This is a genomic window from Fibrobacter sp. UWB2 (assembly GCF_002210425.1).
Lineage (GTDB): Bacteria > Fibrobacterota > Fibrobacteria > Fibrobacterales > Fibrobacteraceae > Fibrobacter > Fibrobacter elongatus.
Genome location: NZ_MWQK01000001.1, coordinates 257,620 through 270,909, shown reverse-complemented (window position 1 = coordinate 270,909; position 13,290 = coordinate 257,620). Strand labels below are relative to the sequence as shown.

Sequence of the window (13,290 nt, the reverse complement as noted above, 5' to 3'; positions counted from 1 at the left end):
AAGGGCATTTAAGTTCGCTAGGAACTAGACACAGAGTGTCGCGACATCAAGCCGCGGCAAACATTATGCCTTATTGAGGCGATCCTGGATCATGTCGATGATTTCGGAGAGTTCCTTCGGGAGGTGCTTGCCGAACTTCGGATAGTGGTTTTCCTTAACGTCAGCGAGTTCCTTCTTCCAGCCTTCCACGTCAACCTTCGTGATCTGCGGGAGAGTTTCCTTATAGTAGTCAGCGAGACCATCAGTATTGATGGCGCCTTCCTTCGGCATGTAACCGATCGGAGTTTCGACAGCGTTGTCAACACCGTTGCAGCGGTCGAAGATCCAAGCGAGCACGCGGCTGTTGTCGCCGTAACCCGGCCACATGAAGCCACCCGGAAGCTTTTCGTTGTTGGCATCCTTGCGGAACCAGTTCACGTAGAAGATCTTCGGAAGCTTGTCTTCAGTGGACTTCTGACCGATTTCGATCCAGTGCTTGAAGTAGTCACCCATGTTGTAGCCGCAGAACGGGAGGATTGCGAACGGGTCGCGGCGGATCTTACCGACCTGAGAGGCGTCAATCGTAGAGGCAGCAGTGATTTCGGAACCCACGATGGAGCCGAGGAACACGCCGTGGTTCCAGCTGAGGGACTGGTGGACCAGAGGAATGGTGGACGGACGACGGCCACCGAAGAGGATTGCAGAGATAGGCACGCCTGCCGGATCTTCCCATTCCTTAGCAATGCACGGGCACTGCTTAGCCGGAGCGGTGAAGCGAGCGTTCGGGTGAGCCATTTCTTCGCCCTTAGGAGCCTTGTCCTTCGGGAGAGCGTCACGGGTCTTGCCCTTCCAGTCAACGAGCTTGCCCTTAGCCGGGTAGCCGATGCCTTCCCACCACACGTCGCCGTCTTCAGTGAGAGCGCAGTTCGTGTAGATCGTGTTCTTTTCAGCAGAAACAAGAGCGTTCTTGTTGGATTCTGCAGAAGTACCCGGGGCAACGCCGAAGAAGCCAGCTTCCGGGTTGATAGCATAGAGACGGCCATCCTTGCCAAACTTCATCCATGCAATGTCGTCACCGATGGTTTCGACCTTCCAGCCCGGGATAGTCGGGATGAGCATGGCGAGGTTCGTCTTACCGCAAGCAGACGGGAATGCGCCAGTCACGTACTTGACTTCGCCCTTCGGGTTGGTGAGCTTGAGGATGAGCATGTGTTCAGCGAGCCAGCCTTCGTCGCGAGCGAGAACGGTAGCAATGCGGAGAGCAAAGCACTTCTTGCCGAGGAGGGCGTTTCCACCGTAACCGGAACCGTAGGACCAAATGAGGCGTTCTTCCGGGAACTGCGTGATGTACTTGTATTCAACGTCAGCGCACGGCCAGATGCCGTTGTCGCTTTCGCATTCGCGGAGCGGCTTACCAACGGAGTGGAGGCACGGAACGAAGTCAGCGTTCGGGTCAGCATTGAAGATATCGAGAACCTTCTTGCCAGCGCGAGTCATGATGTCCATGTTGAGAACGACGTATTCGGAGTCAGTGACTTCGATACCGTTCTTGGAAATCGGGGAGCCGAGCGGGCCCATGCAGAACGGGATCACGTACATGGTACGGCCGTGCATACAACCCTTGTAGAGCTTACGCATCGTCTGCTTGAGTTCAGACGGGTCGATCCAGTGGTTGGTCGGACCTGCATCTTCTTCCTTGACGGAGGAGATGAACGTACGGGATTCGACGCGAGCCACGTCAGACGGAAGAGAACGGAACAAGTAGCAGTTTTCCTTCTTGGCAAGCTTCGTTGCGAGGCCGGCCTTGACGCACTTCTGCATGAGGGCATCATATTCTTCCTGGGTACCGTCAACGACGACGACGTTGTCCGGTTCGCACATGGCAATCATTTCATTCACCCAAGTACTGATTTTCGGGTGCTTGATATCGTTAAGAGTAAGACTCATTATGAGCTCCTATTGGTTTAACGTGTTAGATTTCGAGATATTTCGAACGCGCTACAAGATAGCAAAAAAAATGGGTATTGGTCAATGAATTTTAGCGATTAGTAGGCGGTAGGAAGTAGGCAGTAAGAAGAAAATGGAAAGATTCAACCTAAACATTAAACCTGTCATGCCCGCCGGAGCCTGTGCTGAGCGAAGTCGAAGTAAGCGGGCACCACCCTTTCAAGAACGGCTTCACCTTTTAACACAATGTAAACCTGCACATCTGGATAGAATTTTTAGCAAAAAACAATTATATATTAAAGCCTAGTTATGATTACAACGATTATTTTAACAGTCCTTTTTCTTTTGGGCGATGCGGGCGTTCTGTTCCTAAGCCAAGATAGCTTTGGCAAGCTCCCGCAAGGGAAGCGTCTGGAGCGCATCAAAAAGTCCCCGCATTACGATGGCAAGCAGTTCGTGAACGACGAAGAAACGGAATTTATGACGGGCAACAAGAGTACGCTCACTGTCTGGCGCGAATTTATGTTCAACAAAAAGAAGAACACCGTCCCCGACACCGCCATTCACGCAATCAAGACAGATTTGAGAAAACTCCCCAACGACAAGGATTGGATTGTTTGGTTCGGGCATTCATCGTACCTTGTGAACCTTTCGGGTAAGAAAATTTTGGTGGACCCGGTATTTTACAAGGGCTCCCCCGTCAAGTTTGCCAATAAGATGTTCAAGGGTACGGACATTTACAAGCCCGCCGACATGCCGGATATCGATTACCTGGTTATTACTCACGACCATTGGGATCACTTGGATTACGAGACTGTCACGGAGTTGGAACCGCGCGTCAAGAAGGTCATAACCGCACTTGGCGTAGGCTCGCATCTGGAATACTGGCACTATCCCGTGAACAAACTTATTGAGCTTGACTGGTGGGAAAAAGCGCAACTTGGCGACAGCACCCGCGTTACGGCAACGCCTGCAAGGCATTTCTCGGGCCGCGATTTGCACAAGAACAAGACGTTCTGGGCTTCGTTCGTCTATGAATCGCCCAAACGTACAATTTGGATAGGCGGAGATGGTGGCTACGGTTCGCACTACTCGAAAATCAAGGCGAACTTCCCGAACATCGATTTAGGGATTCTTGAAAACGGGCAATACAATCCGGATTGGGCGCAAGTCCATACGATGCCGCAATATTTAGGCCGTGAAATGCTTGAACTTGGTGCTAAACGCTATTTGACGGTTCATCATTCCAAGTTCTGCCTGAGCAAGCATCCGTATTACGAGCCTCTCGAAAATGCAAAAAAGGCCGCCAAGGAATCTGGCAAGCCTTTGCTCATGCCGCTTATCGGCGAAGTTATTTATCTCGATTAGCAATCGCTTTGCAAGAAGCGTCCGCATTACACCCCGCGCATGTCGGGGTCCCATACGATTTTGTGCAGTTGCACTTGAAACCGAGCGTTGTTTTGCGTCATGACCTTGCTACCCACCATCCAATTGACAATTTGCTCGTTGGTGAGTTCGCCCCATACCGGCGAAATAAAGATGTGCGGCATATTATCTGGAGATGTTAGCGAGAGTCGCGCGACAACGCCTTCCGCTTCTTGCAAGTCTTCAACACTCCCGATAACGAACTTGAGCACGTCATTTTTGCCGAGTGAAATGATATTTTCCATCTTCATTCGGGCCGACATGCCGCTGCTTTTGCATTTCCAGTCCATCGTGTAAAAGAGCCCTGGTAACTGCCATTTGCAAGGGACTGTGCCGTTTGTTTCGATGTTGACTTCAAAGCCACCGTCACAGAATGCGGTAAGCAGCTCGCCCACGCCTTCGTGAATCAGCGGTTCGCCACCCGTGAGCGTGACGCACTTGACACCGGATTCGTTGCGATACGCTTCAACCGCTGCAAGGATCTCCCCCACGCTCATCTGCTTAAAGTCAGGACCTTCGACCGCATACATTGAATCGCAGTAGCTACAGCGCAAATTGCAACCGTGCAGACGCACAAACACCGCCGCCTGCCCCATGCGAATCCCTTCGCCCTCGATACTCTTAAATATTTCGCAAACTTTCATAAGAGCCCGCGCCCTTACACTTCGTACTCGACGGTATTGCCTTCGCTTTCCTGGACCTGCACCTTGTAGCAATGCGGCACCTGTTCGCAAATCCAGCGAGCCATATTCTCCGCTGTCGGATTAAAGTCCACCACATCGTTCAAGAACTTGTGATCGAATTTGCCCTTCACAATTTCCTTGATGTGCGAAAAATCGACCACCATGCCGTTTTCATCGAGAGTTTCGGACTGGCAGAACACCGTGATAATCCAGTTATGGCCATGCAGACCGCGGCACTTGCTTTCGTACGGGAGCGAGAGCTTGTGAGCCCCAGAAATTTCAATACGCTTGATAACTCTGTACATATTACGCCTCGTATTCCGTTGTGTCGTTGATGCCCGCCTCGGCGAGAGCAGCCTTGCGTTCCAGGCAGGTTGCGCACTTGCCACAATGGATTTTGCCGCCCTTGTAGCAAGACCAAGTTTCGCTGTAGTCCAAGCCAAGCAATTTGCCTTTACGAGCGATATCCGCCTTGGAAATGTTCGTGTACGGAGCGTCAATCGTGATGTTTGCGTATGTACCTGCAGAAATCGCTGCCGACATGTTCTTCACGAATTCTTCGCGGCAGTCCGGATAAATCGCATGGTCGCCAAAGTGGTTTGCCATCATCACGCGCTTGAGGTCACGGCTTTCGGCAAGCCCTGCCGCCACAGAAAGCATAATGCCATTGCGGAACGGCACCACCGTCGATTTCATGTTCTCGTCAGCGTAAGTCCCTTCTGGGATAGCATCTGCCCCCGAAAGGAGTGACGACGTAAAGTAATCGTGCATGAACTTAAGCGGAATCGTAATGTGCGGAATCCCGAGTTTTTCGCAGTGCATGCGCGCAAAAGGAATTTCTTTGTCGTTGTGGTTGCTGCCGTAATCAAACGAAACGGCAAGCGCAATATCCGCGGCGCGGTCGTAGAGCAAGGTCACACTGTCCATTCCACCAGACAAGACCAGCAAAGCGTCTTTCATAAAATCTCCTAGTTTTGTTTAGAGTCAGGATGGGTCTCGAACTGACTAATGTCAAAGATAGAAATTTTGCTAAATTGTTTCAATAAAAAAGTTGGGTATATGGACGAGGTTTAGAATGAGAAAGTTCAAGTACAGCATTATTGCATCCATAATCCTATCCGTAGCTCTTGCCGCTTGTGGCGGCGACAGCGGTACTTCCGCAAATGATGATGTGGAAAAGTCATCATCGTCTTCTGAAAAGGTCTCCTCTTCTTCAATCATTCCCGCTTCAAGCGCGAATCGCCCTTCAAGTAGCAGTAAAAAAGGCGATGCCGGAACGGAGTCCGGCATGACAAGTAGCAGTTCCTCGAAGGTTTCCTCTTCGTCATCGGCGAAGGCAACGTCCTCTTCGTCATCTGCAAAGATCGTCTCGTCATCCTCGAAGCGTAGCGAAGAATCCAGTAGCAGTAAGCAATCCTCTTCTTCCTCTGTCATTCCCGCCTCGAGCGGGAATCTCCCTTCATCTTCTAGTAAAAAGGTCGAGTCTAGCTCCAGTCAAAAGACTGCTTCTTCTTCGAGTCTGAACAATGATGTATCCAGTGGTGTTGAGTATAAACCGTATGCTCATGATACATGCCTTGCTGGAAACTGGAATATTCACAAGAGCGTTTACAAACAGTTTACCGACCCACGTAATGGTCGTAGTTACTACTACTATACAGCCGTTTCTTCAAAAACAGGAAGAAAAGTAACCGTTATGGCCGAAAATTTGAATATAGGTGATATGGTCCTCGGTGAAAATGATCAAAATGATGATACGAAGATTGAACGCTATTGCTACAACAATGATACCACTAATTGCGATAAGTATGGTGGGTTGTACCAGTGGGCTGAAATGATGCAGTTACCGAGTAGCTGCAATACCGAAAGTTGCTATAAAAAAATTAGACGCGATCATCGAGGAATTTGTCCTGAGGGCTGGCGCTTGTTTACTTGGGATGATTACGAAATAATTAGAGATTATAATGACCAATACGGTGATGGAATAAAAGGCTTGCGTTCGCAATGCTTTCTTGGAAGCAATGCTAGTGGGTTCTCCTTAATCGGAGGTGGTCTGAGAACTGAAGATGGTGTGTTTGAGGAACTAAACACATTTGCTACTTGGTTCCGTCCTGAGGAATATATGGATGATAAAGAAGTTAGGGCTCATCATACGATTATTTCGAGTCTTGTGGATGATCCTGTTAAACAAAATGGCCGTGAACTGAAGGTTAAAGGTTTTTCCGTTCGCTGTACGAAAATTGAATAAAACTCATTAGTGAGTATAAAAATAACGAACTCCCATGGGTGGGAGTTCGTTTTCGTTACTCTAAAATACCTGTACGCCTAAATCGGTGTCGCCGTCCTTACTTTAGCTTTACGATATCATCAAGATTTACAAGATGGATATTGTGATTCTTGCGAGCCTCGTCGCTAAGTTTTTCCACAAAGCCTGATTCTGAAAAAAGGTAATAGTAAAATTCTGCTTTTTCCTTTTGCAAAGAAAGCTTTACCATCGTATCGAGAAAATCACCGTAGGTAAACGGCTTGCCCTTGAACTTGCATTCACCTACAAGATACTTATCCTTATCTGCAGATATCGCAAGCAGATCAATTTCCGTTTCTTGAACTTCTGTATCATCGCCACGGCGTACAGTAGTTTTGCCCCACCAGCGTCCCATCCGCTTATAACGGAACGGTAGCAGTCCTGATTTCTGCTTTTCTTGGATGAATTCACGACAAACATCTTCAAAAGATAAAGACGCAAACTCGTGCAGAGATGGCTTAACGACATGTTCAAAAACGCCGTCGACATCTCCGCTTTCCAAATCAGAATAGTTGGTAAATACAAAAGCGTACCAGAAACGGAAAAAATTGTCCGTCAAGCGGTAAAGTCCGCGATTCCGATTTCCGACTTCCTTTATGCCGTCATCGACAGAAAATTCACGTTTTACGATAGAAAGTTCTATCAAGTTTTTTAGATAAACGCTTGTTTTTGAGGTGTCATCTATAAGCGATTTCTTGCTGATGTCATTCAACTTGGTTGCCCCAAGCGCAATGGATTCAATGATGGAATTGTAGAGAATTGTTTCTCGTAATTCCTGTCGAAGTAAAAATTCTACCTCGCTATAAAGTGCGCATCCCTTAGTAAGAATATTTCGCTTGATGTTTTCTTCAAGAGACAAGTCCGAATCGAATTGTCGCAAATAATGCGGAATTCCGCCAAGAATAGAGTAGGCGATAATCTTGTCACGGGCGGAATATTTTGGGAAAAACTGCGTTGCATCGTAAAATCCCATAGGTTCCATCTTGAATATTCCCGTAGCCCTTCCATAAAGCGGATTTTTCTCGGCTAGCAATTCCTTTTCGATAAAACTCATTGCGCTGCCGCACAGGACTATCATGATGTTCTCGTCTTTCAGGCGTTCATCCCAAAGGTTTTGTAAAACAGATGGAACGCTGCTGTTGAACTTGCACATGTAAGGGAATTCATCGATAATCAGCAGTTTTTTACGTTTGCCGTAGGGCAACTCCGAGACCGCGCCAAAAGCCGCTTCCCAGTCGTCAAATTCGGAGATATATTTCGCCGCAGGAATTTTTTCTTGCAACATCTTCGAAGAAAAGCTGCGTAACTGCAATTTGTCGGACACTTCTCGGCATGAGTAGAACACGTGCGGCTTATCTTTGCAAAATTCATGAAGTGTTTCCGTTTTACCTACGCGCCTGCGGCCGTAAAGCACGACCAATTGTCCGCCTTTGCTTGTGTATCGGTCTTCAAGAAATTGCAATTCCTGTTTTCTGCCAATGAACATATTCTACCCTTCGTTTTGTAATTTACCAAATCACGATTTAGTAAATCACGATTTGGTAGTTATTATACATTATTTTTAGCAAAAAAGCAAGAGAAGATTCCTATTTTACGCATGACAGGTGATAAAGCATCTGTATTTATCTATATTGCAGCGCAATTGGGTATATGGACGAGGTTTAGAATGAGAAATTTCAAGTACAGCATTATTGCGTCCATTTTACTATCTGTAGCCCTCATCGCTTGTGGCGGCGACAGCGGAACATCCCCTTCTGAAGTCATCCCGGATTCCGTTCCGGGATCGCCATCTAGTTCCAGCGTTAAGAAGTCGTCATCGTCTAGTGTCATCCGGAGCAGCAGTTCCGTCATCCAGAGCGGCGATAGCCGCGAAGGATCCAGTAACAGTAAGCAATCTAGTAGCAGTTCTTCGAAAGTGTCCTCTTCGTCGGCGAAGGCAACGTCTTCATCATCGTCTGCAAAGGTTGCATCCTCTTCTTCTGTCTCGGCCTCAAGCTCAAGTAAAAAAGTTGAGTCTAGCTCTAGTCAAAAGATTTCTTCATCTTCGAGTCTAAACAATGACGTATCTAGTGGTATTGAGTATAAACCATATGCTCATGATACATGCCTTGCAGGAAACTGGAACGTTCATAAAAATGATTATAAGACTTTTACCGATACGCGTAATGGTCGCAGTTATTACTACTATACCGCAGTTTCATCAAAAACTGGAAAATCTGTAACTGTTATGGCTGAAAATTTAAATATCGGTGAAATGGTTTCTGGTGAAAATGACCAAAATGATGATGCAAAAATTGAACGCTATTGCTATAACAACGACACAACCTATTGTGATCGATTTGGTGGGCTTTACCAATGGGCGGAAATGATGCAACTACCGAGTCGTTGCAATACCGAAAGTTGCACGGATTTAATACAAGAAAAACATCGAGGAATATGCCCTGAAGGTTGGCGACTTTTTACATGGGATGATTATGTAATTATACGCCAATACGAAGATAAATATGATGAGGGAATAAGCGGTTTGCGTTCTCAATGTTTTAATGGAACTAATACAAGTGGATTTTCTTTGATTGGTGCGGGGTATAGAACTGAAAAAGGAGCATTTGAATCATTAGCAAATTTTGCTATTTGGAATTATCCGCAAGAATATGGCGGCACCTCATTGACAATTGTTAATTCAGCACTTGTTTCGAAGTTGGGTGAAGAATCTCCTGCTAAAAATTCAGCAGGCTCGAAATTGGAAGGCGTATCTATTCGTTGCGTAAAGCTAGAATAGTTTCCTTATAAAAATATTAAGGCGGATTGTATCCGCCTTCCTTGCGTTATTCCGACATGGTGTCGGAATATCCTAACATTAAAACGTATCGACGCCTAAATCGCTGTCGCCTTCCTTGACTTTTGCAAGAATTTCAAGCCCTGTCAAGTCCTGCATCATGCGGATATTGTCATCTTCCATTTCAAAATTGCCGCTACAGCCGTAACGGTTCACGATAATTCCACGGATGGAAAGGCCACGGCTGCGAGCGTATTCTATAGTGAGCACGCAAGCGTTGATGGAGCCGAGTGCAGCCGTCGTTACGATAAGCAGCGGAAGCTTGAGCGTCTTGATGATATCTTCGAGGAAAATTTTCTGGTCATCATAGCGGATGGGGCAAATGATTCCCCCGCTACCTTCGGCAAAGATGAATTCGTGGCGGGAGCAGGCTGCGTTAAAGTCCGCCTGAACTTTAGAAAGCTCAACGGGATTGCCTTCTTTTTGTGCGGCCAGATGCGGAGAAACCGCCTCTTTGTAAACGTAACTGACGAGCTGTTCTTGCGAGTCCGGGAGACCTGCAATGCGCTTGACGTAATCAGCGTCGCCCGCAATCCACTTGCCATCACGGAGTTCAGCACCACTAAGAGCCGCCTTGTAATAGCCCGCGTCAATGCCGGAATCGCGCCATTTTTTCACCAAAAGACCCGTGATAAAAGTTTTACCGACATCCGTACCCGTCGCCGTAACGAAATAACCTTTGCTCATATCGCCTCCGCAATTTTTGCTGCAGCAAATTCAAGTTCTTCTTTTGTATGCGTTGCCATGAGGCTAGCGCGTAAGCGTGCCTGCCCTTTTGCAACCGTCGGATAACGGATTGCAGGGATCAAGACGCCCTCATTCTGGAGCGTTTCCGAAATCCGCAAAGCCTTCGCTTCATCCCCAATGATAATCGGGATAATCGCCGATTCCGTCTGCGAAACTTGCAACCCATGCAAGCGCAAAGCATCGCAAAAGAATTTCACGTTGTCACGCAATTGCTGAACACGTTCCGGATGCGCATCAATGAACTGCAAATTGCGGAGTGCAGCCGCCGCTACCGCAGGGGCCATCGCTGTCGTGAAAATGAAACTGCGAGACTTGTTTTTCAAGAATTCAATCAACTGCTTGAAACCGGCGACAAAGCCGCCTTCGGCGGCCACGGCCTTGCTCAAAGTCCCGACGGTCACATCGGCATGTTCACAATTGTAATGTTCCGCAAGTCCGCGCCCCGTGCGCCCAAGGACGCCCGTGGCATGCGCCTCATCAATCATGAGCAACACGCCATGCGCTTTCGCAATCTGCAAGAGTTCCGGCAAGTTCGCCAAATCGCCATCCATGCTGAAAACAGCGTCGGTCACAATGAGACCACGGAAATTCAAGACTGCGTTTTCCGCGAACTTTTCACGTGCGCAGAACTCAGCCTTAGCCTCTTCAATCGCGCGTTCCAAATCCGCCATGTCATTGTGCTTGTACACAAAGCATTTTGCACGCGAAAGACGAATGCCATCAATGATGCTTGCGTGGTTCAGTTCGTCGCTGAAAATAAAATCGTTCTTGCCGCACAACGCAGAAATCGTACCCACGTTCGCCATGTAGCCCGTATTGAACGCGATAGCTGCCTCTTCGCCTTTGAACTTTGCAATAAACTCTTCGAGTTCATCGTGCGGAGTCTTGTTGCCGGTCGTGAGGCGGGCGCCACCGCTCCCCGTACCCCATTCAAGGACCGCATCTGCCATCGCCTGCTTGAGTTCGGAAATATTCGCCAAATCCAAGTAAGAATTCGAAGCGAGCAAAACAGTATCCTTACCCGCAATCGTCACATGCGATGCTTCTGGCGACGAGATGTGACGCAACGTGCGGTACGTATTGTTCGCACGCGCCGTTTCAAGCGCATCTTTCGTGAAAAAGTCTAAAATTCGTTCGTTCATACAAAAAGCCTTGGATCCTTCGACTTCGGGCTACGCCCTTCGCTCAGGATGACACGCGGCGACATCCACGAGCACTTTCTTCTTTTGCAAATACTCGATGCATTCTTCGGCGGAGGCTTTTCGAGAATCAAACAAGAAAATGCGGCCTCCGTTTTCGTCGCCCATTTCCTTCATTTTCATGACGCGAACATAGCCGAGTTCCTTGCTCGCGACATAGCCTGTCACATAATTCGGGTCATCGCTTACGCAGAATTCCGCCACCATACCCGGTGCATTCGCCACCTTGGTCGCAAGGACAATCGCTTCGTTGAAATGATTCTTGCATCCATCGACTTCGCTCGAATGGAGCGCATCCATATACGTTGCACGGACACCGCGTTCGTGGTCTGGTTCCAGGCGGTTTCCCGTCGCAATGTCGTAAAGCATCGCCCCGCGCATCGGGAACGTCTCCCGCAGAAGATCCTGCAATTTTTCGCGCAGTCCACAACCGGAGCCCATCAGCGGCGTAATCAAGCCAAAAGCCTTCTCCAACCCTTCCTGCCACGTTTCCACATCCACTCGCGTTACATGGAGCGATTTCAAGACCTGAATATCGCTTTCGTGAACCTTTTCAATTTTCACATTGATAAAATCCGGGTCGCCCTTGGAATGATTCATCGCACGGCGCACCATCGCCGCACACACAGCTTCCACGGAATCACGACCAACAATACGTTCAGCACCGGAAATATGCTGTTCATGGGAGTTTTCGCCTTCGCCAACATGCTGCGAGGCTCGCATTTTTAAACTGTAGTAATCCATAAGAGCCTTCTTTTACGCGCCACAATTTAGAAAAAAGGTCTTATCGTTTTCATTGAAATGAATATATTTTTACTAGTAACGGGAGTAATGACTTTTCTTGGTAACTGATATGGGTGATTGCAAAAAGTTTATCGCGGACTTTCCTGTGGACTCTGCGGAGTTTTTCACAGCTATAACTTACGCCACAACTGAACTGTACATTTCGATGCATGTACTCGATCTTGAGAATATGACCGCGTTCCCTATCAAGACGAACGAGTTCATCGATAAGTTTATGAAAAATGCAGATACCCTGCAAGAAAGTATTACCAATATCATGGTGAACCTTGCATGCCCAGAAAGCGTTTCAACCATCAAGAATTTTACGATCCTTTCAACATTGTCGGAACGCATGAAGAATGCAAATGTTATTTCCGAAATTTTTCACGGGAAAATTCACGGTTGGAGTAAGGCAATGTTTGTACGCGTTGGTGATGACAAGCCACTACGTCGAGTCCTGTACGTTGTCGAAAACGTGAATGCGCAAATGACAAAGCTGGAACAAGAGAAAGAGCTCTTGGAGCAGAACCGCAAACAACAAAATATGATCAATGCGCTCATGAACGGATACGCCTCTGTAGTCGGAGTTGATTTTGTCACAGAAAAGGTGGAATTTTTCCGCACAAGCGATCGAATCAAAAGTGCTCTTGGCTTCATGAAAGAACCGCCTCCGTTCAAGATCCTTGTTGAAAAACTTATCAATACGGTTGTACACGAAGAGGATCGAAAAAGTATCCGAGAAGTGGCTGATGAGTCCTATATTAAGGAATACTTGCCAGTCGGAAATAGTTTGTCAAAAATTTTCCACAACGAAGTCGGCCAATATGTTGAAATGAAAATTGTGCGAACCGGCGAAGAAACAACCGTGTTCGGTTTCACCGACAAAAATAACGAAATCACGGAAATAAACGATAAAATCTACAGGGATTCGTTGACTCAAGTGATGAACCGCAAGTATTTTGATGATAAACTATCATCGCGTAATAGTCAAGCCGTCGTAATGGCTGATATTGACTTTTTCAAAGATGTTAATGACAATTACGGCCACCAGTGTGGTGATGCCGCCCTTGCTGCCGTTGCATCGATACTGAATTCATCTGTTCGTAATTTGGACCGTGTAGTACGTTATGGTGGCGACGAATTTTTAATCTCGTTCAAGGGTATTACTCATGAAGTGCTGAGAAACAGACTTGAACAGATGCGCGCTCGGGCAGAAAAAATTAAACTGCAAGATTACCCTGATGTAAAGTTAACAATGAGCTTTGGCGGAACATTCGGAGACGGAATTGTTTCAGACATGCTCTCCTTTGCCGACAAGGCGCTCTACGTATCAAAGAAAAAACGGAACTGTGTGACCTTAGTTCCGTTTGAAGAAAAAATTTAAGT

The 13,290-nt window shown here is 47.4% G+C and carries 13 protein-coding genes; 4 read left to right on the top strand and 9 right to left on the bottom strand.

All coding sequences use genetic code 11. The features are described 5' to 3' along the window. Nucleotides 1–63: 63 nt before the first annotated feature. On the bottom strand, nt 64–1,926 hold the full coding sequence (locus B7982_RS01255) for a phosphoenolpyruvate carboxykinase (GTP) (RefSeq protein ID WP_072828614.1): 1,863 nt from the start codon (nt 1,924–1,926) through the stop codon (nt 64–66). Between the two features lie 309 nt (nt 1,927–2,235). Here B7982_RS01255 and B7982_RS01250 point away from each other — a divergent pair, with 309 nt between their 5' ends. Then, nucleotides 2,236–3,294 (top strand): MBL fold metallo-hydrolase, encoded by a 1,059-nt coding sequence (locus tag B7982_RS01250; RefSeq protein ID WP_088659213.1) that lies wholly within the window; start codon nt 2,236–2,238, stop codon nt 3,292–3,294. A 26-nt stretch (nt 3,295–3,320) separates the two neighbouring features. Here the strand turns inward: B7982_RS01250 and B7982_RS01245 are convergent, their stop codons facing one another. From B7982_RS01245 to B7982_RS15045, 4 genes are all read right to left on the bottom strand, one after another. Continuing rightward, nucleotides 3,321–3,995: a radical SAM protein gene (locus B7982_RS01245; RefSeq protein ID WP_088659212.1), complete on the bottom strand. Its 675-nt coding sequence runs from the start codon at nt 3,993–3,995 to the stop codon at nt 3,321–3,323. 14 nt (nt 3,996–4,009) lie between these two features. Further along, nucleotides 4,010–4,339: a 6-carboxytetrahydropterin synthase QueD gene (gene queD, locus B7982_RS01240; protein ID WP_088659211.1), complete on the bottom strand. Its 330-nt coding sequence runs from the start codon at nt 4,337–4,339 to the stop codon at nt 4,010–4,012. A gap of 1 nt (nt 4,340) precedes the next feature. Then, nucleotides 4,341–4,994, bottom strand: coding sequence for a 7-cyano-7-deazaguanine synthase QueC (gene queC, locus B7982_RS01235; protein WP_088659210.1), 654 nt, complete (start codon nt 4,992–4,994; stop codon nt 4,341–4,343). A 69-nt stretch (nt 4,995–5,063) separates the two neighbouring features. After that, nucleotides 5,064–5,468 carry a hypothetical protein gene (locus B7982_RS15045; RefSeq protein ID WP_233138346.1) on the bottom strand — a complete coding sequence of 135 codons (405 nt, stop codon included), beginning with the start codon at nt 5,466–5,468 and terminating at the stop codon, nt 5,064–5,066. Here B7982_RS15045 and B7982_RS01230 point away from each other — a divergent pair. Beyond that, a complete protein-coding gene (locus B7982_RS01230) occupies nt 5,398–6,282 on the top strand; it encodes an FISUMP domain-containing protein (protein WP_233138341.1) in 885 nt (294 codons plus the stop codon). The genes B7982_RS15045 and B7982_RS01230 overlap by 71 nt on opposite strands. 97 nt (nt 6,283–6,379) lie before the next feature. On the opposite strand, the gene B7982_RS01225 is transcribed toward B7982_RS01230, so the two are convergent. After that, the gene (locus B7982_RS01225) at nt 6,380–7,825 is read right to left on the bottom strand and encodes an ATP-binding protein (RefSeq protein WP_088659208.1); all 1,446 of its coding nucleotides are present in this window, start codon (nt 7,823–7,825) and stop codon (nt 6,380–6,382) included. Between the two features lie 180 nt (nt 7,826–8,005). Here B7982_RS01225 and B7982_RS01220 point away from each other — a divergent pair, with 180 nt between their 5' ends. Beyond that, nucleotides 8,006–9,118, top strand: a complete 1,113-nt coding sequence (locus B7982_RS01220; RefSeq protein ID WP_144065902.1) for an FISUMP domain-containing protein — start codon at nt 8,006–8,008, stop codon at nt 9,116–9,118. 78 nt (nt 9,119–9,196) lie between these two features. Here B7982_RS01220 and bioD read toward each other — a convergent pair whose 3' ends face one another. The 3 genes from bioD to B7982_RS01205 are packed head-to-tail and all read right to left on the bottom strand — an operon-like array spanning nt 9,197 to nt 11,865. Beyond that, on the bottom strand, nt 9,197–9,862 hold the full coding sequence (bioD, locus tag B7982_RS01215) for a dethiobiotin synthase (RefSeq protein ID WP_088659206.1): 666 nt from the start codon (nt 9,860–9,862) through the stop codon (nt 9,197–9,199). After that, nucleotides 9,859–11,064: an 8-amino-7-oxononanoate synthase gene (gene bioF / locus B7982_RS01210; RefSeq protein ID WP_088659205.1), complete on the bottom strand. Its 1,206-nt coding sequence runs from the start codon at nt 11,062–11,064 to the stop codon at nt 9,859–9,861. Before bioF ends, bioD begins: the two co-directional genes overlap by 4 nt. A gap of 30 nt (nt 11,065–11,094) precedes the next feature. Then, the gene (locus tag B7982_RS01205; protein WP_088659204.1) at nt 11,095–11,865 is read right to left on the bottom strand and encodes a 6-carboxyhexanoate--CoA ligase; all 771 of its coding nucleotides are present in this window, start codon (nt 11,863–11,865) and stop codon (nt 11,095–11,097) included. A 109-nt stretch (nt 11,866–11,974) separates the two neighbouring features. On the opposite strand from B7982_RS01205, the gene B7982_RS01200 reads away from it, so the two are divergent. Beyond that, nucleotides 11,975–13,288, top strand: coding sequence for a GGDEF domain-containing protein (locus B7982_RS01200; RefSeq protein WP_088659203.1), 1,314 nt, complete (start codon nt 11,975–11,977; stop codon nt 13,286–13,288). Nucleotides 13,289–13,290 lie beyond the last annotated feature (2 nt).

What these genes read in the sequence shown, in the direction of transcription:
- B7982_RS01250 (WP_088659213.1), top strand. Translation starts at nt 2,236, where the DNA reads ATGATTACAACGATTATTTTAACAGTCCTTTTTCTTTTGGGCGATGCG.
- queC (WP_088659210.1), bottom strand. Translation starts at nt 4,994, where the DNA reads ATGAAAGACGCTTTGCTGGTCTTGTCTGGTGGAATGGACAGTGTGACC.
- bioF (WP_088659205.1), bottom strand. Translation starts at nt 11,064, where the DNA reads ATGAACGAACGAATTTTAGACTTTTTCACGAAAGATGCGCTTGAAACG.
- B7982_RS15045 (WP_233138346.1), bottom strand. Translation starts at nt 5,468, where the DNA reads ATGACAGAGGAAGAAGAGGATTGCTTACTGCTACTGGATTCTTCGCTA.
- B7982_RS01220 (WP_144065902.1), top strand. Translation starts at nt 8,006, where the DNA reads ATGAGAAATTTCAAGTACAGCATTATTGCGTCCATTTTACTATCTGTA.
- B7982_RS01245 (WP_088659212.1), bottom strand. Translation starts at nt 3,995, where the DNA reads ATGAAAGTTTGCGAAATATTTAAGAGTATCGAGGGCGAAGGGATTCGC.
- queD (WP_088659211.1), bottom strand. Translation starts at nt 4,339, where the DNA reads ATGTACAGAGTTATCAAGCGTATTGAAATTTCTGGGGCTCACAAGCTC.
- B7982_RS01225 (WP_088659208.1), bottom strand. Translation starts at nt 7,825, where the DNA reads ATGTTCATTGGCAGAAAACAGGAATTGCAATTTCTTGAAGACCGATAC.
- bioD (WP_088659206.1), bottom strand. Translation starts at nt 9,862, where the DNA reads ATGAGCAAAGGTTATTTCGTTACGGCGACGGGTACGGATGTCGGTAAA.
- B7982_RS01200 (WP_088659203.1), top strand. Translation starts at nt 11,975, where the DNA reads ATGGGTGATTGCAAAAAGTTTATCGCGGACTTTCCTGTGGACTCTGCG.
- B7982_RS01205 (WP_088659204.1), bottom strand. Translation starts at nt 11,865, where the DNA reads ATGGATTACTACAGTTTAAAAATGCGAGCCTCGCAGCATGTTGGCGAA.
- B7982_RS01255 (WP_072828614.1), bottom strand. Translation starts at nt 1,926, where the DNA reads ATGAGTCTTACTCTTAACGATATCAAGCACCCGAAAATCAGTACTTGG.